This window comes from Halorubrum sp. CGM5_25_10-8B (assembly GCF_005435095.1).
GTDB classification, from domain to species: domain Archaea; phylum Halobacteriota; class Halobacteria; order Halobacteriales; family Haloferacaceae; genus Halorubrum; species Halorubrum ezzemoulense.
On record NZ_SGTY01000004.1, the window covers coordinates 148,328 to 168,192 of the forward strand.

Consider the following 19,865-nt stretch of genomic DNA (forward strand, 5'->3'; position numbering starts at 1 on the left):
CTCAACCCGATCCTCGGATGCTTCCACAAGAATCCGTCACCATACGCCTCGATTCAAGCTCCGGTCAAAGTAGAAATACCGACTGAAAGTCTCCGCTTCGGGGAAAAATTGTCTTGGTATGCCGATCAGCTAAACCAACTCTCCGACGAAGCGCGGAAATGAGCGATTAATCCGCGTGCTTGTCTTGACATAGGTTCAATTTAGCTCATTCTAAAACGAACCTGTGTTCCTACAATTTCTACCGTCGACAGAGCATTCTCAGGGTGGGTTTCAGACGTCGTCTAAGTATCCCCTCCGTTGCTCCATCTTCTCCTTCTGCGACCGCTGGTCGTAGTGTTGATCGATGACGTCGGGCGTCACGTTCGCCCGGTCGCTGACGACCGTCTCGGGCACGTCACTCTGCAAGTAGTGTGTGATTGCTCCACGACGGAACGGATGCGGGCTCACGCTCGACGGACATTGTGCCGAGTGACCTCTGTCTGTGGCTTCACACTCGTCCTCATTACGGCCGTGCGGACACTCTTGACCGTACGCACAGGGACGAGTCATCTGATAGCAGTGCGTTCGAATCGTGGTCGTTGCTATTCGTCCGTGATCCGTCGCGAGGAGCGGACTCCGTCCGTAGTCATCCGCCACGTTGGGACGTTTCTCTCGGAGCCAGTCATCGAGAACGAGACAGACATCGTTCGAGACGGCGATAATCCGCTCGCCTTCCTGCTTGTTCTTGAGCGGTGTGTCGGACTCGGGTCGGTGTCGAATGGTGAGTGACTGCTCTTTCGGATCGTAATCTCCGACATCGAGCGCACGGATGGAGCCCATCCGGAGCATCGTGTGCCACAGTAGCGTCGCGGCGACGTGATCGATCGAGGCATACTCGTACCGTTCGAGGTACGCCAACATCGCCTCGGCGTCGTCTGTCTCGAGCATCACGTCGCGACTGTTTTCTCCCGGAGTGAGGTCTGGGGACCGGACCTTCTTATGGAGGTCTTGCTCGACGGCGTCGATTGATTCCAGCCACTTGACGAAGACGCGAAGTGTGTCCATCTGCGTCTTCTCGCTCGCCTTCGTGAGATCGCCGACGTTGCGCCGCCAGAGCCGGAACTCCTGAAGCCGCCGGCCGGTCAGGTTGTTCAAATTCTTGATGTCCCGTTCCTCACACCACCGGATCAGAAATCCCAAGCGTGACTCGTGGGAGGTGACCGTCGCGTCCGCAACCGAGGTCTCTTTCTCTGCGATGTACAGCTCGAGCGCCGTTTCAGGGTCGATAGGTTCGAGTTCCATGGTTCGATCGGTCTCGAACCACACGCAGGCGTGGCCTTCGACACCCGTTCAGCGAATCACCAACTTTTGCGAGTTGCCGTCTTTCTCCCGTCGCGCCCGTGTCGCTACATTACGTTTCTGAAGCACAAGACTGCGTGGAAGTCTTTATAAAGAATCCTACCGTCCCCCGGATCAAGTCTGTAATGTAACATCACGGGGGTCGCTCCTGTCTGGTGATTTCGAGTCAACCACCGGGTGGTATCTAAATAATCTATTGGTGTCACCTTGAGCTATCCTTAATTGAACCACCGTGCCCGCGAGGGTCAATGGGATTCAGAAGTCTCGTCGACCGCGAGGGTAGCGGAACCGTGACGATCGACAAACAGCACCTCGAACTCGACGGATTAGTCGCCGAGGACGGCTCGATCAAGGAAGCCGACGCTCACACGCAGCGGGTCGGCGAGCGCGCGTACCTGGTGCGCTTCCCCGAAGACGGTGAGGTGCCGACGCTGCTAGAACTCGTGGGACGAGCGTGACACCTCGTGGAAAGGGGTTCTCGGTGCGACCTCGTGGGGTCCGACGCAGATGTATTCATGATCCGAGATTTATGTATTTCGACTGCCGCGATTGGCGTGCGAGGTACATAGAAATCGGCCGGGTTACGGGTGGCGGCCGCGTCGATCATGGTCGATCCTGGAGTGGTACTTCAACATGGACCGGTTCAGTCACTCCAGAACGACGGGATCGAGCCCCCCATACATACAATGTAGTATAAATGAGCCGTCGAACCAGCCTCAAGATCACTGACGACCCCGAACGCCAACTCGAGAAGGCGAGCGAGATCGTGGCAAGTGGCCCCGACGACAATCCACCAATGAGTGTAGTAATTGATGCTGCTCTCGCACACCTGATTCAGTCGGAGAGGAATATGCGGAACGCACGAAAAAATTAGATCCGATGACAATTCAATTTTCAACATTGATCTAATTAGACTGCGGTACAGAACAGGTGTGGAAAGCCGCTGGCGGTGATTCTATCCTACTCGGAGAGAGCCGTTTCAAATAATTGCTTCAGAAAATAGGAAGCAAAATCGTCATCAACCAACAGTAATAGCTCCCCGTCGCCTAATCAGTCTATTCTACCGTGCGAAGGAGCGTTTCTTCTCCGCTCTCACTCACCGCAATTATCTGATATGGTGCCCCGTTGGTAGCCGTGGTGAGGTCGATAGTGTCTCCAACACTCGTTAGATTGGAGGAGCCGACTGTAGCCCCGCCGGAGTCCACGACGTACACGTAGTCGGCTGTACCTCCGTTGGCTAACGTTACGTTGTCTCCGTCAACACTGACACCGGCAGTAGCTGATCCACCGATTTGATCGCCGAGTCCGAGCACGAATGTCCCAATGACGGCGGCCAGAATAACGGTAATAGCGACCATCAATATGACCCCTATAACGGGACTCACTCCGCGGTCGTCTTTGTTGAATAGGTTACTTGGTTTCATTGTTGAACCCAGCTGGGGCCGACAGGCGCGATTCCGGATTACTCGCGGGCCGCGTCTATCGGGTGGCTGGCTATGTTAACGTAACCAGATCCTACATATATACTTGATGGCCTGCCTCTCATTCGTGAAAATTAGTATGACACGTTCAAGCCCTAAGTGTCCATTACTCAAGATATGAAACCCACGGCACAAGCCCTTGCCCGGACGTACAGTGACCGGGAGTACCCGGATCCGTGGGAGAAGCTCCTCGACTATCGGCGTGTACAGGAATACGCTGCCGAACATCCGAACCACGGCCGCACCCGCGTCGGAAAAGCTCTCGATCTCCCCCTCAGCCGTGTACGTGGATGGATTAGCAATGGAATGCCTGACTCGGTCCGCGGAATCCAGATTGCGATCGACCGCGGCTGGCTCGGCCCCGACCCTGAAGGCGAGACCGCCGCCGCTCTCGTCGAATTGCTCGCGCACGTCCTCGCCGGCGGCAGTATCACGAGTCAGACGTATGTCCCGTCGGTGACCACGGGCCGACGCGTCGTTCTCGACGACGTTCAGGCAGTCTTCGATCGGATTGGAGTTGAGTCGGTCGTTCGTCGGGCTAACGACAGTGGACGTGCGACTGAAGTACTACCGGAGTCGGACAGGTCGGTTCTCGGTCGGTGCCTCGTCACCATGGGTGCGCCGGCGGGTGAGAAGGTGGATCTCGACGAGTTCCCGCCAGTCGTGTGGGACGTTCCAACAGCCGCTCGCGAGTCGTTCGCTCGGATTTATGTCAACCACCACGCACGGGAGTACTCGGAGAAACGCACGCTGGTAGTACAAGAAAAACGGTCGCAGACGTACCTTGAGGGACTGAGCGAGTTTCTGACAGACGTGACCGGCGAGTCAGTCACGGTGAGCGGTCACAACGTGACGATCTCGGCGGACGCGGCTCGTGCGCTTTGTCTCGCGTAGCTATTCGAGCTCGCCGGGGTCGATTTCGCCCGCGAGATACGCCTGACCGCGGTCGGTGATACGGTAGTACCGTGAGTTCGTTCAACTGGTGACGCCGATCGGCCCCTACGACCGAGATCTCGACGGTGGGCCAGGCGAATGAGCGACGACTCGGGACACGCCAGCCGGATCGCCGGACAGCTTGCGATGTACGACGACGGAGAAAACGAGGAAGCGATCCGACGGTGTAACTCCGAGAGCTTCTCCGGGCACGACTTCGAGGTGTTCGGCTACACGGTCGATGACAATGTAACAGTCGAATTCTTTGGGGATTTCGAGGAGGATGTCCCGCCGAGAGAGCTTGCGAAGCACTGTGAGGAGAACGGCATTACGTGCTACAGGTACGGGTATTCAGAGCTAGATTTCGCCACACAGACCTGATCCCGTCATCGACCGCGTCGCGGGATCATTCCCCCGCGTCGGCGTGCTCCCTGCCGAGAAGCGGTGGGAGGGGGGGGCGCCCCGATCACCGCCTTCCGTTTCGATCCTACTGACCACTCTGCGCGCGTCGCTCTCGCGGGCACGCATCTTGTCGGGGGCACTGCGCGTCGCTCTCGCTGGCGAGCGTCCCCCCGGCGTCACCGCGCGCCGCCGACCCGGTGCTCGGGCCTACTGCGCGGCCGAGCGACTCTCGTCCGAAGCCTCGGGCGATCGCGTCCGAACCGCGTCCCACCCGCCGATACAGGCCTCACACAGGTAGTACGCGAACCCGTCGACGTCCCGGTGCGTGAGCGTGGCGTCGACGCCGCATCTCTCGCAGTCCATGCTCGAGAACTGAGCTAAGGGGAATATATGTCTTCTGCTCCAGCCACTCTCCGTGATAATCCGTGATAGAACCGACCGAACGGAAAGTCCGGCGTCGGTACGTGATCCGGTCGAGAGTCTACCGCAGCGCGTCGAGGTCGAACTCGAAGGCGGCGACCGGCACCTCCAAATCGTGCTCGACGAGTACCGCGGGATGGATCTCACCGATCACGCCGACGCGTTCACCGTCGATCACGACCGCGGCGGCGCGGCCATCGATGAACGTCGGATGCTCGACTCGGGGTGTCGCTAGGTCGGCGTCGAAGTCGTCGCACAGCGCCTGAAGCCGGCCTTTCGCGGCCTCATAGGAGGCGTCGCGCCGGGCGACCGCGCCGGCGACGTGCCGCGACTCGGCGACGTTCGTGTCCGCGTCGTCGTCGCGCTCGGCGACGAAGCCGACCTCGGCGACGTCCTGCGGGTAGGCGTTGTGGGTGTTCCGCTCCAACAGCATGACGAGCGACGGGAGGGCCCACGTTCGGAGCTGGGTGTACTCCTCGCTGTACGGCTCGGTGATCTCGACGGGGGAGCCGCCGCCGAATACCCCGTCGCCGTCTCCGACCGCGGCGCCGCCCGTGCCCGGTTCGATCCGCATCCGGTCGTAGTTCTCGGTCCCGCTCGTCATGTGGAAGTTCAGCAGATCCTCGAAGCCCAGCCCGACGAGACTCGTACGGACCGCGTCCTCCAGCCGGGAGCGCTCGTGGCGCCCGCCGACGGTGCCCACGTCGGGGTAGCGCGGCGTCAGGTTGTCGAAGCCGTACGCGCGCCCCACGTCGTCGACGAGGTCGAGGGGGTGGAGCACGTCGACGCGGTACGGCGGGATCTCCACCTCGTAGCGGACGTCCTCGCCGAGCGTGTACGAGGCGTCCAGTCCGGCGCGCTCGAAGCAGTCGACGACCTCCTCGGGCTCGAAGTCGACGCCGAGCAGCGTCTCGATCCGCTCGTGCGACACCGTCTTCTCATCGACGTCGAGGTTCGGCCGGACGAGCTCCGCGCCGTACTCGCTCGGGTGCGTCGCGCCGTCGGCGTAGTTCACCTCGACCTCCTCGATCGTCGCGCCGCGGGCCGACAGGGCGTAACAGATGATGTTACACATCCGGTCGATAGTCCACTGGTCGGTGCCCGTGAGCTCGACGAGCAGCTCGCGGGACCCCGTCGTCACCTCGGTGCGCTTCCCGTTTATCACCGGCGGGAACGAGAACAGCCCGAGCTCGTCGTAGATCGCCGGGTAGCGATCGAGGTCCGTGACGAGGTCGGCGTACGTCTCGCCCGTGGCGTGCTCCTCCAGCACCGCGGCCGGGCTCAGCTCGTCGTTCGCGTCGAGGGGGACGAACGTGTCGCCCTCGGGGTCGACGCCGCGGTAGGTGATCGACGGTTCTGCGCCCTCCTGGAGCGGCGCGCCCTTCACCATCGCGAGGTCGTGGATGCCGATGGCGCCCTTCGCGCGCCCCCGTCCCATCGTCGCGTGGAGCTTCTCTTGGAGCTGGATCAGCGACTCCAGCGCCGCCTCGTCGAGGTCGAGGCCGCGGACCACCGCGCCGGTGACGTACGGGCGCTCGTCGGGCACCGACTCGTCGACCTCGATCCTCCACTCGGGGTCGTTCGTGTTCGGCACGTAGACGCCTCGCGCGTCGCCGTAGTGGTAGCGCAGCGAGCGGGCGACCCCCTCGACGGAGAGACGGTCGAGCCGGTCGGGCGCGAACTCGAACTGGTACATGCCGTCGTCGGTCTCGCCTTCGAACTCCAGGCCGAGCCCGAACAGGTCCGCCTTCAGCTCCTCGTCGTCTTTCTCCTCGTGACCGGTGAGCTCGCGGAGCTCGTCCGGGTCGACGTCGACGACGGGCATCAGTAGCTCACCTCCGCGTCCCGCAGGAACTCGATGTCCGCGAGCGTCCCGTGGAGGTCGCGGATGTCCTCCGCGCCGGTGGTGAGCATCGCGAGCCGCTCTAAGGCGAGCCCCCACGCCATCACGTCACAGTCGACGCCGAGGGGGCCGGTGACTTCCTCCCGGAACACGCCGGAGTTGCCGATCTCGATCTCCTCGCCCGTCTCCGGGTGTTCCCCGAACAGCTCGAAGGAGGGTTCGGTGTACGGGTTGTAGTGCGGCTTGAACCGGATGTCCGTGATCCCGAACTGCCGGTAGAACTCCTCGAAGGTGCCCATCAGGTCGCGCACCGAGAGGTCCTCGGCCATCACCCACCCCTCGATCTGGAAGAACTCCAGGAGGTGCGTCGGGTCGAGGGTGTCGTTGCGGTACACCTTCTCGACCGAGAAGTAGCGCTGCGGCGGCTCCAGCTCCGCGCCGGCAACCCCGGAGAGGTATCGCATCGACAGCGACGTGGTGTGTCCGCGGAGGGCGACCTCGCGGGCGAACTCCTCCGACCACGGCGAGTGGTAGCCGTCGCCGTCGTCGCCCCACCCGTCGCGGTGGGCCGACTCGACGCGGGCCATCAGTTCGTCCGAAATCGACTCCATGCGGTCCACGTCGAGCGCGAACCGGTCCCAGTGGGTCCGGGCAGGGTGGTCCTGCGGCATGAACAGGCAGTCGTTGATCCAGAAGTCGGCGTCGGCGTGCGGGCCCTCCATCTCTTGGAACCCCATGCCGACGAGGACGTCCTTCACGCGGTCGGCGGTCCGACGGAGGACGTGCTTGCGACCGCCGCGGGCCGTCTCCGCCTCCGCCTCGACGTTGTACGCGGCGAACTCGGCGTCCCGCCACTCGCCGCTGGCGAGGAGCTCAGGCGTGAGCGCCCCGACCGTCTCGGTCGCCTCCACGCCGGTCATCAGCGCGTCGACGCCCTCGTCTGTGAGCCGGACCGTCCGCGTGACGGACTCGCCGACCGCGATCAGCCCGCGCGAGTCGAGCCGATCGATCACGGCCTCGTCAACGTCGAGGGCGTCCCCGTCGAGACTCTCCCCGCCGGCGTCGGCCTCCGCGAGCGCCGCGAGCGCCGTCGCCTCGGCGTCGTCGGGATCGGCGTCGGGGTCGACCGAGAGCTCGCCGCCGTCGACGGTCCCGTACCCCTTCCGCGCGAAGTTCGCGAGCGCGATGTCGACCTCCGGACCGTCCAACGCCGCCTCACCGATGACTGCGCCCATCGAGACCGAGTCGGCGTCGGCCCCCGCGTCGCGGCCGGCGCGGTAGAGCCGCGTCTCGGGTAGCCCCTCGTCGACGTAGCGCCGCCCCTCGTCGGTGAGCGCGAGCGTCCGGTCGGTCACCGAGCCGACCTCGACGAGCCCCTCGTCGGCGAGGTCGAAGGCCGCGCCGGCCACCGTCTCCGGCTTCAGGTCGGTCTCCGCGGCTATCTCTGCCACCGTTCGTTCGTCCGTCGCGCTCGCGGCCTCGAGGACCGCGAGCTGTCGTTCCGGGAGTCGCATTCGAGTTGTCTCTACACGCGTGCGGCTGGTTGGTAACGGTTCCGGGACCGAGACGCGCCCGGCTCCCGGTTCAGAGACTCTGTCGCGGGCAAGGCATCATATATGATAAATTGAACGACTGATTTATGTGTGATATCCGCCTCTAGGGGGTATGAGCAGCGTAACGGCCGAATCGAGCGGCTCCGGTTCGGTTCCGGAGCGGGCCCGCGTCCGTCACGGGGGCAGCGGTCCCAGTCCCAGTCTCGCCGTCGTCGAAGCGATAGCTGATCTCGCCGGCGTCGATCCGGCGGACCTCCCCGAGGAGGGCGTGGTACTGTACGAACACGTCGACCCCGACGCGCTGAACTCGCTCGTCGCCGGGCGGTCCGACGCCGACGTCTCCCTCACCGTCGCGGGTTACGACGTCCGCGTCGGCCCCGACTCCGCCGTCGCTCAGCGCTCGGGGAACTGACCCCGGCCGCCTCGGTCCCTTCACTCGTTACTCCGCGTCGGCAGCCCGCTCGCGGAGCCGCGCGACCCGATCCCCGAGCGGGGGCTGTACCTCGAACCACGTCGACCAGTCGCCGGTCTCCGGCTCGACGCCGCGGCGCTCCGCGACGCGCTCGAACGCGTCGGCGACGCGGTCGGCGCCGACCGCGTCCGCGGCGCGGGCGTCCGCCGCGTACTGGACCCGCCGACCGGCCCAGAAAGAAACGAGCCCCACGGCGACGAGCGCGGCGAACCCGGACTCGAAGGGGACGAGGGTCGTGACGACCGCGGCCAGCGCCCCGAGCACGGCGCCGACGGCGACGGCGCGGAACTCGGCGTAGTACGTCGTCACGCGGCCGGCCTCCGCCGCGAACAGCCCGACCGCGGCGTCCTCGTCGAGGTCGGTCAACACGTCTTCGGTGAGGAACAGCACCCGTCTACGGGGCGGTCCCCGGACCGACACCTCGGCGGGACCGTCGGCTGCGGCGCCGTCCCCGCCCGCGCCGTCGACGGCTTCGATCGCGACGCGCTCGACGGCGAGTCCGCCCGGTTCCGCCAGCGCCACGATCTGCGCTCGCTCCGCGTCCGTCGGTTCCCGCAGGTCGCGGAACCGGTCGGCCGCGTACAGCGGCCCCACGGCGACCGCGAGCGCGGCGACGACCGCGACGCCGACGACGAACGCGACTCCGAGCATCGTCCTCGCTGAGGGCACGCCCGAGGTAAAAAGGCCCGATGTCGCGCCGCGCCCGTCGCGACGGCGGCGCCCCCTCCGGCGTTCACTCCGGAACGCGTCGCGCGAGCGCCCGGACCGCCGCGGCGGCCTCGCTCTGGGGCGCGGCGGTCGTGACCGGCCGCTCCGTCGCCACCGAGCGGCCGACGCGGGGGTCGGCCGGGACGACCTCCGCGGGCGCCCCGAGCGCGTCGCCGATCGGGTCGACCGGCGGCGGCTCGGTCACGCGGTTGACCGCGCAGCCGACCAACCCGGCGTCGAGTTCTCGGGCCAGCTCTCGCGTCCGGATCGCGTCGGCGAGCGCGAACGCGCGCGGCGAGACGACGAGGAGGCAGGCGTCCGCGACCGCGAGCGGCAAGCCGGCGTCGGCGCGGCGTCCGGCGGGACAGTCGACGACGACCGTCCCGAACTCGCGCTCGACCGCGGCGACCGCCTCCGCCAACCGCGTCAGGTCGGCCGCCCGAGCGCCCGCCAGCGTCCGCCCGCACGGGACGATGTCGACCGGGCCGGGACGGAGCGCCTCCGTCGGGGCCGCCGCGCCGGCGAGCACGTCGTGGAGGTCGGGGCCGCGGCCGTCGGGCAGGTCCGCCATCCCGAGGTCCGCGTCGACGACGACGGCGTCGAGCGCGGCGGCGACGTTGTACGCGAGCGTCGTCTTCCCCACGCCGCCTTTCCCGCCCGCAACCGCGAGGATCACGCCAGCGCCTCCAGCGCCTCGACCGGGATCTCGCTCTCCTCGGCGCGGTCCGCCAGCGCCGCGGCGCGGTCGCGGACCGCCCGCAGCCGCTCGGCGTCGGCCGCGACGCGCTCGTCGAGCGCTCCGGCCCCGTCGAGGCCGTCGACCTCCTCGACGACCGTCGTCGCCGCCGCGAGGTCGGCGTCGGTCAGGCGCTCCGCCCGCTCGATCCGCGCCTCGACGGCCGCGAACCACGCGTCGACGCCGCCACCGGCCGCACTTCCCCGCGGTGACTCGGGCGTAGCCGACTGGTCCGGGTCGCGCTCGACTCGCGCCGCGACTCTCTCCGCGTTGCCGTCGCCCTCGGCATCCTCCCGGCCCGGCAAGTGCCCGTCCGAACCGGAGGCCCCCGCGTCGCCGCCCGCGTCCGGGGTCCCGTGGCGCCCTTCCGCTCCGTCCACGGCGGCGCGCGGCGGCCGATACGATTCGAGGTCCCGGACCGCCGCCCGTGCGAGGTCGGTCCCGCCTGCGGCCGTCTCGTGCGCCTCGTCGGCGTCCGACGACACGGGCTCGACGTTCGCGATCTCGACCGGCGGGTCGACGGGGTCGGCGAGCGCGGCGAACCCGAACGCCGCGCGCTCGCCCGGGTCGAGTACCGCGGTCACACCCGCTGCGTCCCACCCGGCTTCGGGGACGCCGCCGCGCCGCGGCGGGAGCAGCGGACCGTTCAGCCGGCTCTCCATCCGAACACGCCGCGGGACCGCCCCGTCGTTGCGCACCCGAAAACCGACGAGCGACGCGTCCCCCTCGCGGTCGACGGACCAGTCGAGTTCCATGCGCCGGGTCCCGCGGAATCGTATTTAACGCTCAGGCGAACCCGCCCCCGTCGGGTTCAGCGCCCGTCGTGCGCGCCTCGAAAGCGAACATCGGCCGTCCGAAGGAGCGACCGCGGGCTCCGCCCCGACTCCTCGATCCGCCGCGCCGCGCTGCCGCGCAGCTCGACCGGTCCGTCGAGCGCCGCGGCCCTGACGGCCGCGAGCGACGCCGCGACCGGGTCTCCGTCGTACGCGCCCGGTCCCGTCCCGGCCGCGCTCGGATCGCCGCCTGGGACGACCGCGAGCGCGCGCCGGAACTCGGGATACATCGCCTCGGCGAGTTCGCGGCGCGCGACGCCGCGCCGGTTTCGGAGCCGGTCGCGGAGCCGCAGTCGACGCCGACGCTCGTCCCGGGCGCGGGCGGCTTCGGCTCTCGCGCGTTCGAGCGCCTGCTCGGCGGCGATCGCCTCCGTCTGCGCGGCCGACAGCTCCGCGGCCGCCGCCTCCAAGTCGTCGAGCGTCTCGTCCGTCTCGGCGTCGACCGCGCGGCGCGCTCGCGCGTCGCCCCGCAGCGCCGCGACCCGCTCTTTCAGCCGCTCGATCTCTCCGGTCGCCTCGGCGACCCGCCGCCGCGCCGCCGTCAGGTCGACTGGTTCGACCTCGATCCCCGCGAGCTCCGCCTCGATGTCCGCGATCTCTCCCGCGACGGACGCGGTCCGCCCCCGCGAGCGCGCGGCCGCCGCGAGCTGTCGCCGGAGCCCGGCGTCGGTGGGGAGTCGTCCGAGAACCTCGCCCGGAGCGGGACTCCCCCTGACGGCGTCCGACCCGTCCTCGCTGTCCTCTCGGTTCGACCCCGACTGCGTCGACCTCGCCCCGGTCACAGCTCTCTGCCGCGCATCGCGTCCGGGTCCGGGTGGTCCGTCCCCGCCGCGAAGGCGGCGTACGGCGTCGACTTCGCGGACCGGTCGGCGTAGGCCGCGGCCGCCTCTCGGACCGCGTCGTCGACGGCGACGAACTCGTTGAACGGCTCGGTGCGCTCTATCTGTACGTCCCCGCCGTGCGACTCCCGCAGCCGCAGCGCGAGGAACGCCGCGTACTCCGTCTCGTCGAGCAGCGCGGCGCGACCGAACCGCCGCGCGACGACCGACTCGTGGCGACGACAGAGGTTTCGGAGGCCGGTCCTGGCGGCCGCCGAGTACGTCACGACCAGCAGCACGCCCGCCGGTGGTCGATTTTGAAATATATCCGTTCCGGACCGGAACGTTTCAGTCGGCGTCAGTGACGCCGAATCGATTCAGCGTCCGCGGGGCCGGGGTCAGTAACTAGAACCGCTCGACGTCGAACGCGGGCTCCTCCCCGCCGTCCGGTGCGTCGTCGACCCCGCTGGCCGCGAGGACGCGCTCGCGCGCGGCCGGTTCAGAGGGCGCGACGACCACGGTGCCGTCGACCGGGTCGTCCCCGACCGCGCGGAACACGTCGCCCTCGCCGTCGAACTCGGTCGCGTACGTCCGGAGCACGGCCGCGACGCGACGCTCGGTGGCCGCGAGGTCGGCATCGCCGTCCTCGAACTCGCGGAGCGCGTCCTCGACGTTCCGTATCGCGGAGATCCGGTCCATCTACGTCGTCCGGAGGTGGCCCTGCTTGGGCTCGTACACTTCGCCCTTCGTGCGGAGCTTCTCGATCTCTCCCTCCGCCTTTCCTTGGTCCATCCCGATCTCGCCCGCGCGGTCGAGCACCTCCTCGACGGGCGCGCCCTCCTGATACTCCTCTTCGATGTCGGCGATGAGCCCCTTGATGTTCTTGATGCGGTCGCGCTGGCTCTTCGACGTGCCCGTCTCGACCACGTCGGCGTCGAACTGGCCCGTCTCCGGGTCGACGCCGATGTCCTTGAGACAGGACTCGACGATGTCCGTCGCGCGGTCCGCGTCCTCGCGCTCGACGGTGTCCGAGAGCCGTACCCGCGCGCTCGCCTCGGAGAGCCGCACCATCGCCTCCAGCTTCCGGGCGGTGACCGGCACGGGCGCGTCCTCGTCGGCGCCCTTCGAGCGCAGGTCGACGTAGAACTCCTCTATCACCTCCTTCGCCTCCTCCGTCATCGTCGGGAAGCAGGACCGCTTCGCGTGGGCGATGTACTTGCGGAGAAGCTCGGAGTCGATCTCCGGCGCGACCTCCTCGGTCACCTCCGCCACCTGTTCGGAGGTGAACTCCGAGCTCGCCAGCTCCTCGCGCTGGGTGTTGAGCTCGCCGGCGTAGTTCGTCTTGATGATGTGTTTCGCCAGCCGGGAGTCGTGCTCCGGGTCCGGGCTGTCCGTCACGGTGAAGATGAGGTCGAACCGCGAGATCAGCGCCGGCTCCAAGTCGATCTGCTCGCCGATCGGCTCGTACTGGTCGAACCGGCCGTACTTGGGGTTTGCGGCGCCGAGCAGCGAACACCGCGCCTTCAGCGTCGCGTTGATCCCCGCCTTCGAGACGGAGATCTTCTGCTGTTCGAGCCCCTCGTGCATCGCGGAGCGGTCCGAGGAGTTGTGGACGACGAGCCCGTTCGCGACGAAGTTGTGCGTCTCCTCGACGGTCAGGTCGTACACCCGGGGTCGCTCGCCGTCCTCGATCCGCGCCAGTATCGACCGCAGTTCCGCCTTCACGGCGTTTACCTCCTCCACGACCGCCTCACGCACGTCGTCGAGCCGGTCGGTCTCGACGGCGCCGGACAGCCAGCGGGAGACGGTCGCCTGCGTCACGTCGAGCCTCGACGCCACGTCCGACTGACCGACGCCGTACGCGTCCAGCGCCGCCGACAGCTCCGATCGCGTCTCGCCGACCGGACCGCGGTCGAGCAGGTCGCGAGCGCGCTCTTCGGCCGTCTCGACCGGTCCCTCGATGACGTCTGCGAGCCGCTGTCGGAGCACCTCGCCGCGGTGTTCGGTCGACTCCGGCGGAACGGTTTCGACCGACTCGACCCGACGCCACTTCACGTCGCCGCGGACGAACTCGCGGAGGTCGTCGAGGTCGGTCTCCCCGACTCCGGTGAGAATCTCTCGGAGCCGCTCGGTCACCGTCCGGCGGACCTCGTCGCGTTCGCCCCATTCGCGGGAAATCTGCTGTTGGGACAGCGCCGTCCCTTCGGCAAGCTCGGACTGCGAGACGTGGTATCGGTGCCGAAGCTCCGAGAGCGTCTCCCACGCCGCCGTCGCGTCGAGCGCGTCCACGTCTTCGGTCGCGCGTTCACGCCGATCCTCGAACGCCGAGAGTATCCGGTCGGCGCGGTGGAGCGAGACGTTCGCAGTCCCGCTCTCGAAGTCGTGGTACGTGACCGCGTCGAGCCCGCACTCGCGCTGGTGAAGCCGGAGCGACTCGCGAGACCGCGCGAGCGCGTCGCCGACCTCCGGGACCACGTCGAGGATCGTTCGGCCGCCGTCGGCCGAATCGACGACGCGGTCGAGGGCTTCGGCCTTCCGGGTGGTCGTGAATCCGACGAAGCGCCGGAACGCCGCGAGCGAATCCGCGTCGGTCACCGTGAGGTAGTACACGTCGCGACCGCCGTCTCGCTCGCGGTACTGGAGCTGGCTCGACACGCCGAACCCTAAGAGGAGGTTCCGCGTGCCGCGGAGCAGGTCCCGACTCGCCGACGCTATCCGAACGTTTCCGGCCGACTCGTCGACGTGGCCTTCGCTGTCGGCGAGCGCCCGGACGAACGCGGCCTTCGCCGCGCGGCTTCCGGTCGAAACGGGAGTCGGGAAGCACTTCTCGTCGTACCGGCCGAGGTTCATCCCCGCGTTGAGGACGGCGTCGGCGTGTTCCTTCCCGGTGACGCGGACCGTCTCGACGCCGCCGTCGCGCCGTTCGCTCGGCGGGCGGACCGGCTCCGCGTCGAACGCCTCGCGCGCCGCGCGTTCAAAGTCGTCTAAGAGGTCGTCGTCCGTGTTGGTGAACCAAACGCCGTAGACGCCCTCGTCGCGGTCGTAGTAGACGTTCCCGTCGCCGGAGAGGTATCCGAGGACGCTCGCCATCGCGGCGTCGACGCTCTCCCCGTCGCCGGGCTCGGCCGCTGGCCCATTTCCACCGCTCGCAGCCACCGCTCCGCCGTCCGCCGCCTTCGTCGGAATCTCGCGAGGGACGTACACCCAGTCGCCCCCGTCGAGGGCGGCCGCCTCGCGCTCGACACGCTCCCCGTCGTCGAGGACGAAGAACGGGTGGTCGGCGGTCGCAGTCAGCGACTTGCCGGTCTCCGTCGTCACTCGGGTCAGCTCCGACGGCGCGTCGTACTCGTGGACCGCGGAGACGGACCGTTCGACGAGGTTCCCGTCCTCGTCCATCGACCAGACGTCGAGGTCGACGTCGCGGATATGGCGTCCGTTCGAGAGTTCCTCGACATCTCCGTCTTCGGCGGCCTCCCGCGCCAGTTCGTCGATGCGCTCGACGCGGCCGTCCGCGAGCGAGACCAGCGCGTCGCCCGTGACGCAGTCCATTTTGTCGAGCTCGTCAACTGCCGCAATTCCCTTGTCCGCGAGGACGAGAGCGCCGGCTTCGAGCGACCACTGCTGGCCGTCGCCGAAGTCGTCTCTCACGGCTGCAGCTGTAAGGCCGGCCGCCGACGATCCCTTCCCAGAGGTGTAGACGGACCGCGGTGCGATGTTCTCGACGTACGAAATCATCTGGGAGTTGTGAGAGACGACCCCGTTCGAGACGTAGTTGTGCGTTCTCTCCACTTCGAGATCGTAGACCCAGTCTTCATCGGATTCGACCCGTTCGATGGACTCGATCGAGTCCCATCGGACTTCCTCTACGACCGAGGTGTTCTGACTACCAGACACGGCGATACCGCCATCTGTGGCAGCGCGCGATGCGACGGCCACACGGTCACCGACGTCGAGTTCATCCGCACGCCGCGGAACGTGTCCGGCACCAGTCTGAACGAACAGCGGATGCGACGGCGTCACCTCCAGTTCCATGCCGGAGGCAGTCTCGACACGATACATCGTCTCGGGAGCCTCCCGCTTCCAGACTTTCGTCGCTCGCGCGGATCCGATCGTTCCGTCCGACTGTAGCGAGGGTACTTCGAAATCGACCTCGTCGAAGACGCCGTCGTCGATCGGTTTCGGATCATCGAGATTGTCCTCGACGAGATCGCCTATCGGAACTTCTCGTCCATCAGCAAGTGTCACATTGGTATCAAATTTAAGACACTTACCCGTGCCGGGGTCACCGATCAGGAGCATGTGCAGGTCGCCCCGAATCCGCGACCCGTCGGGGAGATGCTTCGTCACGCCGGAGAACAGCTGGAGGATCATCGCGAGCTTCTCCTCTTCATACCCGTAGATGGCGGGCGCGATCGAACCCACCATCGCCTCGTAGATGTCGTCGCGCTCGGAGAGCTCGATGATGTCGCGTTTGTCCGCCTCGGTGATGTCCATGTCCTCGAACTCCTCGTCCTCGATGGCGATAGAGACGCCGTCCATGTACAGGTCGAAGATGGCGGACTTCTCGTTGCCCTGTTCGACCTGCTCGATGTGGAGGATACCGACGCAGGTAACGTGGTCGCCGGGGCTCACTTTCCCGGTGATGTCGTCGACGATGTCGACGTCCAGCGACTGGGGCGTCTCGCCGCCGCGGAGCCCCTCGGGCGACTCTTGGATACGGAGCTTCTGTGAGTCGACGAACTCGGACTGATCGAAGTTGACGCGGAACGGGCCCTGTCGCTCGCAGCCCTGGCACTCGTGGGGCTCTTGGAAGCCACCGTCGGACTGCGGGATGTACGTCATGGTGCCGCAGCGCTGGCACTCGAAGGCGGCCTCCGTCACCTTCGGGCGTACGTCGGTGGCCTTACGAACGATCCCTTGAATCGAGACGAGCTTCCCGATATGGTCGTCGTGGACGCGGATACCGCGGATGTCGACGCTATCGGGGAGGTCCTCGATGCGGACATGCGCGCGGCCGAGGCTGACGTCGGCGGGGAGGTCATAGAGCCGTAGCGCCTCCTCGGCGTACTCGCGCATCTGTTCCGGCTTGTTCAGGAAGTCCTCGGCGAGGTCGCGGTCGAACTGAAAGAGGTCGTCGTAGGAGACGTACAGCGAGCGCTGCTCGTTGGGGTACCGTTGGGCGAGCTGTCCGATCTCCTCCCGGTAGTAGTTGCGATAGAACTGAATGAACCGCTCCGTGAGGTCCTGGGTGCCGGCCTGAGCCATTGCGACACCTCTTCGTCACCATCACGTATCAACCTCCGGTTCGGGGCGGACGTGGTCGCCTCGGGTGCGGCGTCCGGCGTCGTCGCGCCGGCCGACTCGGCGGCGACCGCGCCCCAACCGACCGAACTACGCCCGCCCGACGAAGGTCGCGTCGGCTGAGGTGCGCCCCTCGTTGAACGAGAGGACCTTCGCGCGGATCACGTCGCCGGGTTCGAGTCCGCTCGGGATGTCCTCGGTGAAGAGGACGAATCCCTCCACCTTGCCGACGGCGACCTCGTTCCCCGAGTGGTGGTCGGTGAGTTCGGTGACGCCGAACTCGTACGTCTCGCCGATCTCGACCGGCGGTTCGCGTTCCTGGGCCGCCTCGTGAGCGCGTTTCGACTCGCGCGCCTCCGTCGACGGGCCGCGGAGCCGACGGGCGACCGCGAACAGCGCGAACAGCGCGACCGCGACGCCCGCACCGACGACGAGCGGCGACGAGGGGATCATACCCGTGCGGTCGACCGCGGTCGCCTAAACGGTGTGGGTCCGCGGCGACGCTTCGGCGCTCGGCGACCTCGACATCTCGCCGCTCGCGCGGCCCGAGTCCCGCCGCGCCCGCATGAGAAACGCCTTTGCCCTCGAAGCCCCCCTCTCGATCCGATGCGACACAGCCGCGGTTCCCGACGACTCGCGCACGGGTGTGGTGTGCCGTGAAGGTCGCGGACGCGGTGCCGGAGTTCGCGGAGGCCTTCGGGTTCGACGAGTTCAACCGGATGCAGCGGGAGGCGCTGCCGGGGATCTTGGAGACCGACCACAACGTGGTCGCGTCGGCGCCGACCGCCTCCGGGAAGACGGCGCTCGCGGAGCTCGCCATCTGTAAGACGCTCGCCGCGGGCGGGACCGCGCTCTTCGTCGCGCCGCTGCGGGCGCTCACGAACGAGAAGGAGAGCGAGTGGGAGCGCTTCGAGGATCTCGGCTACTCCGTGTACGTCGTCTCCGGCGAGCGCGACTTGAACCCCCGCCGCGCCGAGCGCGCGGACGTGCTGGTGACGACGCCGGAGAAGGCCGACAGCGCGACGCGGAAACACGACTCGGCGCGGTACTCCTTTATCACCGACGTGGACTGCGTCGTCATCGACGAGGTCCACCTGCTCGACTCCGAGAAGCGCGGCGCGGTGCTCGAAGTCACCGTCTCGCGGCTCCGCCGGCTCCAAGACCCCCGCGTGGTCGCGCTCTCGGCGACGATGCCGAACATCGGCGACGTGGCGGAGTGGCTCGACGCGCCCGCGGAGACGACGTACGCTTTCGGCGACGAGTACCGTCCCGTCGACCTCGAGACCGGCGTGAAGACGTACTCGCACGGCTCGAACGCGTTCGCGGACAAGTACCGCCGGCTCTACCGCGCGCTCGACCTCGCCGAGCCGCACGTCCGCGAGGACGGGCAGACGCTCGTGTTCGTCTCCTCGCGGCAGGACACCGTCCAAGCCGCGAAGAAGGCGCGCGACGAGATCACCGAACGCGACATCCCGATCGACTCGCGCGACGACTACGACTTCCACAACGAGGCGAAAGAGCTCACCAACGACACGCTCCGCCAGTCGGTCACCGACGGCGTCGGGTTCCACCACGCCGGCCTCGGGAAGGACGACCGCGACCGAGTCGAGGAGTGGTTCAAACAGGGGAAGATCAAGTTCCTCTTCTCGACGTCGACGCTCGCGTGGGGCGTGAACCTCCCCGCTCGCTGCGTCGTCATCCGTGACACGAAGTACCACGACCCGCTGGAGGGGGAGACGGACATCTCGCCGCTGGACGTGCTCCAGATGCTCGGGCGCGCCGGTCGGCCGGAGTACGACGACGTCGGGTACGGCTGGGTGGTCTGCGACCGCGCCGACGCGGACAAGTACCGGAAACTGCTGCGCGAGGGGAAGGCGATCGAGTCGCGGCTCGCCGCCGACCTCGAGTCGCACCTCAACGCCGAGATCGCGATGGGGACGATCCGCGGGCTCGAAGACGTGATGGCGTGGTTGGAGACGACGTTCTACTACGTTCGCGCGCAGTCGAAGCCCGACCAGTACGACTTCTCGACGCTCCGCGACCGGGTGCGGAACACCCTCGAATCGCTCGTCGACGACGGCTTCGTCGCGGCCGACGACGACCTCGCGATCGAGCCGACCGCCCTCGGTCGGCTGGCCTCGAAGTACTACCTCCGGCTCGACACCGCCCGCCGGTTCCGGCGCCTCGCCGACCGCGAGACGCTGACTGCCGACGCCGTGTTAGAGACCGTCGCGTCGGCGGGCGAGTTCGACTCCGTCTCCGCGCGCTCGGCCGAGGCCGACGCGGTCGACCGCATCCTCGACGGCCGCGACACCGATCTGGAGGACGGTCACCGCAAGGTGTTCGCCATCCTGCTGGCGGGGATGGCCGACTCCATCCCCTCCGACCTCCGCTCCGACGCGTGGGTGATCCGGCAGAACGCGCTCCGCCTGCTCGCCGCGCTCGCGGAGTTCCTCGACCGGTTCGCGGGCCCGCGCGCCGCCAACCTCGCCCGTCGCGTGGAGGCGCGCGTCGAACACGGCGTCTCCCGCGAGGCGGTCGCGCTCACGGCGATCGAGGGGGTCGGCTCCGGCCGCGCGGAGCGCCTCGCGGACGCCGGGCTCACCTCGCCGGCCGACGTCGTCGACGCCGGTCCGGCGGAACTGGCGAACGCCGGGATGAGCGACTCCGTGGCGGATCGGATCGTCGACGCCGCCCGCGACTGCCCCCGGATCGATGTCGACTGGGGTGAGTTCCCCGACGGCATCGCGGTCGGCGAGAACGATATGTGCGAGGTCGCCGTCACGGCCGTCTCGGGGAGCGCCCGCGCGGGGATCCGCGTCACCGTCAACGACGTGGAGATGACCGCGACGACGACGTACCTCGACGGGGAGACGACGGTCCCGGTCGGCGTGTTCGGCCCGCCGGACGCCGACGAACTGGAGTTCGTCGTCGAGGTCGTCTTCCCGGACCTCCCGCTGTTGCCCGTCACGGCGACGCGGACGGTTCGGGTGGCGTAGGCGCGCCGGCGTCCGAACCCGATCTTGC

General features: G+C 67.5%; 18 protein-coding genes and 1 pseudogene. 6 read left to right on the forward strand and 13 right to left on the reverse strand.

What is annotated here, in order from left to right; genetic code table 11:
* Window positions 1–270: 270 nt before the first annotated feature.
* A complete protein-coding gene (locus EXE51_RS05110; RefSeq protein WP_137692138.1) occupies window positions 271–1,281 on the reverse strand; it encodes a site-specific integrase in 1,011 nt (336 codons plus the stop codon).
* A 305-nt stretch (window positions 1,282–1,586) separates the two neighbouring features.
* On the opposite strand from EXE51_RS05110, the gene EXE51_RS05115 reads away from it, so the two are divergent.
* Window positions 1,587–1,796, forward strand: a complete 210-nt coding sequence (locus tag EXE51_RS05115) for a hypothetical protein (RefSeq protein WP_137692139.1) — start codon at window positions 1,587–1,589, stop codon at window positions 1,794–1,796.
* Between the two features lie 239 nt (window positions 1,797–2,035).
* A pseudogene (locus EXE51_RS18195) lies at window positions 2,036–2,291 on the forward strand (hypothetical protein).
* Between the two features lie 102 nt (window positions 2,292–2,393).
* On the opposite strand, the gene EXE51_RS05125 reads toward EXE51_RS18195, so the two are convergent.
* Entirely contained in the window at window positions 2,394–2,762 is a 369-nt protein-coding gene (locus tag EXE51_RS05125; protein ID WP_137692140.1) for a type IV pilin, read from the reverse strand.
* A gap of 174 nt (window positions 2,763–2,936) precedes the next feature.
* On the opposite strand from EXE51_RS05125, the gene EXE51_RS05130 reads away from it, so the two are divergent.
* Together EXE51_RS05130 and EXE51_RS05135 are read left to right on the forward strand one after the other, a co-directional pair.
* Entirely contained in the window at window positions 2,937–3,713 is a 777-nt protein-coding gene (locus EXE51_RS05130) for a hypothetical protein (protein ID WP_137692141.1), read from the forward strand.
* A gap of 138 nt (window positions 3,714–3,851) precedes the next feature.
* A complete protein-coding gene (locus tag EXE51_RS05135) occupies window positions 3,852–4,133 on the forward strand; it encodes a hypothetical protein (protein WP_137692142.1) in 282 nt (93 codons plus the stop codon).
* 228 nt (window positions 4,134–4,361) lie between these two features.
* Here the strand turns inward: EXE51_RS05135 and EXE51_RS17490 are convergent, their stop codons facing one another.
* From EXE51_RS17490 to EXE51_RS05145, 3 genes are all read right to left on the reverse strand, one after another.
* Window positions 4,362–4,517: a hypothetical protein gene (locus tag EXE51_RS17490; protein WP_155120046.1), complete on the reverse strand. Its 156-nt coding sequence runs from the start codon at window positions 4,515–4,517 to the stop codon at window positions 4,362–4,364.
* 118 nt (window positions 4,518–4,635) lie between these two features.
* Window positions 4,636–6,399, reverse strand: a complete 1,764-nt coding sequence (gene pheT / locus EXE51_RS05140) for a phenylalanine--tRNA ligase subunit beta (protein ID WP_094552282.1) — start codon at window positions 6,397–6,399, stop codon at window positions 4,636–4,638.
* Window positions 6,399–7,931 (reverse strand): phenylalanine--tRNA ligase subunit alpha, encoded by a 1,533-nt coding sequence (locus EXE51_RS05145; protein WP_089308463.1) that lies wholly within the window; start codon window positions 7,929–7,931, stop codon window positions 6,399–6,401. The genes pheT and EXE51_RS05145 overlap by 1 nt, the downstream gene beginning before the upstream one ends.
* Window positions 7,932–8,082: 151 nt before the next feature.
* Between EXE51_RS05145 and EXE51_RS05150 the strand changes: the two genes are divergently transcribed.
* Entirely contained in the window at window positions 8,083–8,382 is a 300-nt protein-coding gene (locus tag EXE51_RS05150) for a HalOD1 output domain-containing protein (RefSeq protein WP_049932767.1), read from the forward strand.
* A 27-nt stretch (window positions 8,383–8,409) separates the two neighbouring features.
* Here the strand turns inward: EXE51_RS05150 and EXE51_RS05155 are convergent, their stop codons facing one another.
* From EXE51_RS05155 to EXE51_RS05190, 8 genes are all read right to left on the reverse strand, one after another.
* Window positions 8,410–9,093, reverse strand: a complete 684-nt coding sequence (locus EXE51_RS05155) for a peptidase (RefSeq protein ID WP_094579660.1) — start codon at window positions 9,091–9,093, stop codon at window positions 8,410–8,412.
* An 82-nt stretch (window positions 9,094–9,175) separates the two neighbouring features.
* On the reverse strand, window positions 9,176–9,826 hold the full coding sequence (locus EXE51_RS05160) for a chromosome partitioning protein ParA (RefSeq protein ID WP_137692143.1): 651 nt from the start codon (window positions 9,824–9,826) through the stop codon (window positions 9,176–9,178).
* Window positions 9,823–10,641, reverse strand: coding sequence for a hypothetical protein (locus EXE51_RS05165; RefSeq protein ID WP_137692144.1), 819 nt, complete (start codon window positions 10,639–10,641; stop codon window positions 9,823–9,825). Before EXE51_RS05165 ends, EXE51_RS05160 begins: the two co-directional genes overlap by 4 nt.
* Before the next feature lie 56 nt (window positions 10,642–10,697).
* Window positions 10,698–11,501, reverse strand: coding sequence for a hypothetical protein (locus EXE51_RS05170; RefSeq protein WP_137692145.1), 804 nt, complete (start codon window positions 11,499–11,501; stop codon window positions 10,698–10,700).
* Window positions 11,498–11,836, reverse strand: coding sequence for a hypothetical protein (locus tag EXE51_RS05175; protein WP_086215227.1), 339 nt, complete (start codon window positions 11,834–11,836; stop codon window positions 11,498–11,500). The genes EXE51_RS05170 and EXE51_RS05175 overlap by 4 nt, the downstream gene beginning before the upstream one ends.
* A 106-nt stretch (window positions 11,837–11,942) precedes the next feature.
* The gene (locus EXE51_RS05180) at window positions 11,943–12,236 is read right to left on the reverse strand and encodes a hypothetical protein (RefSeq protein ID WP_086215228.1); all 294 of its coding nucleotides are present in this window, start codon (window positions 12,234–12,236) and stop codon (window positions 11,943–11,945) included.
* Window positions 12,237–16,802: an LAGLIDADG family homing endonuclease gene (locus tag EXE51_RS05185; protein WP_137692146.1), complete on the reverse strand. Its 4,566-nt coding sequence runs from the start codon at window positions 16,800–16,802 to the stop codon at window positions 12,237–12,239.
* A 126-nt stretch (window positions 16,803–16,928) separates the two neighbouring features.
* The gene (locus EXE51_RS05190) at window positions 16,929–17,291 is read right to left on the reverse strand and encodes a TRAM domain-containing protein (RefSeq protein ID WP_049932746.1); all 363 of its coding nucleotides are present in this window, start codon (window positions 17,289–17,291) and stop codon (window positions 16,929–16,931) included.
* A gap of 203 nt (window positions 17,292–17,494) precedes the next feature.
* Here EXE51_RS05190 and EXE51_RS05195 point away from each other — a divergent pair, with 203 nt between their 5' ends.
* Window positions 17,495–19,837: a DEAD/DEAH box helicase gene (locus tag EXE51_RS05195; RefSeq protein WP_137692147.1), complete on the forward strand. Its 2,343-nt coding sequence runs from the start codon at window positions 17,495–17,497 to the stop codon at window positions 19,835–19,837.
* The last annotated feature ends 28 nt before the right edge of the window (window positions 19,838–19,865 follow it).

Coding starts and splice junctions, on each gene's coding strand:
- EXE51_RS05110 (WP_137692138.1), bottom strand. CDS start 1,281: ATGGAACTCGAACCTATCGACCCTGAAACGGCGCTCGAGCTGTACATC.
- EXE51_RS05115 (WP_137692139.1), top strand. CDS start 1,587: ATGGGATTCAGAAGTCTCGTCGACCGCGAGGGTAGCGGAACCGTGACG.
- EXE51_RS05125 (WP_137692140.1), bottom strand. CDS start 2,762: ATGAAACCAAGTAACCTATTCAACAAAGACGACCGCGGAGTGAGTCCC.
- EXE51_RS05130 (WP_137692141.1), top strand. CDS start 2,937: ATGAAACCCACGGCACAAGCCCTTGCCCGGACGTACAGTGACCGGGAG.
- EXE51_RS05135 (WP_137692142.1), top strand. CDS start 3,852: ATGAGCGACGACTCGGGACACGCCAGCCGGATCGCCGGACAGCTTGCG.
- EXE51_RS17490 (WP_155120046.1), bottom strand. CDS start 4,517: ATGGACTGCGAGAGATGCGGCGTCGACGCCACGCTCACGCACCGGGAC.
- pheT (WP_094552282.1), bottom strand. CDS start 6,399: ATGCCCGTCGTCGACGTCGACCCGGACGAGCTCCGCGAGCTCACCGGT.
- EXE51_RS05145 (WP_089308463.1), bottom strand. CDS start 7,931: ATGCGACTCCCGGAACGACAGCTCGCGGTCCTCGAGGCCGCGAGCGCG.
- EXE51_RS05150 (WP_049932767.1), top strand. CDS start 8,083: ATGAGCAGCGTAACGGCCGAATCGAGCGGCTCCGGTTCGGTTCCGGAG.
- EXE51_RS05155 (WP_094579660.1), bottom strand. CDS start 9,093: ATGCTCGGAGTCGCGTTCGTCGTCGGCGTCGCGGTCGTCGCCGCGCTC.
- EXE51_RS05165 (WP_137692144.1), bottom strand. CDS start 10,641: ATGGAACTCGACTGGTCCGTCGACCGCGAGGGGGACGCGTCGCTCGTC.
- EXE51_RS05180 (WP_086215228.1), bottom strand. CDS start 12,236: ATGGACCGGATCTCCGCGATACGGAACGTCGAGGACGCGCTCCGCGAG.
- EXE51_RS05185 (WP_137692146.1), bottom strand. CDS start 16,802: ATGGCTCAGGCCGGCACCCAGGACCTCACGGAGCGGTTCATTCAGTTC.
- EXE51_RS05190 (WP_049932746.1), bottom strand. CDS start 17,291: ATGATCCCCTCGTCGCCGCTCGTCGTCGGTGCGGGCGTCGCGGTCGCG.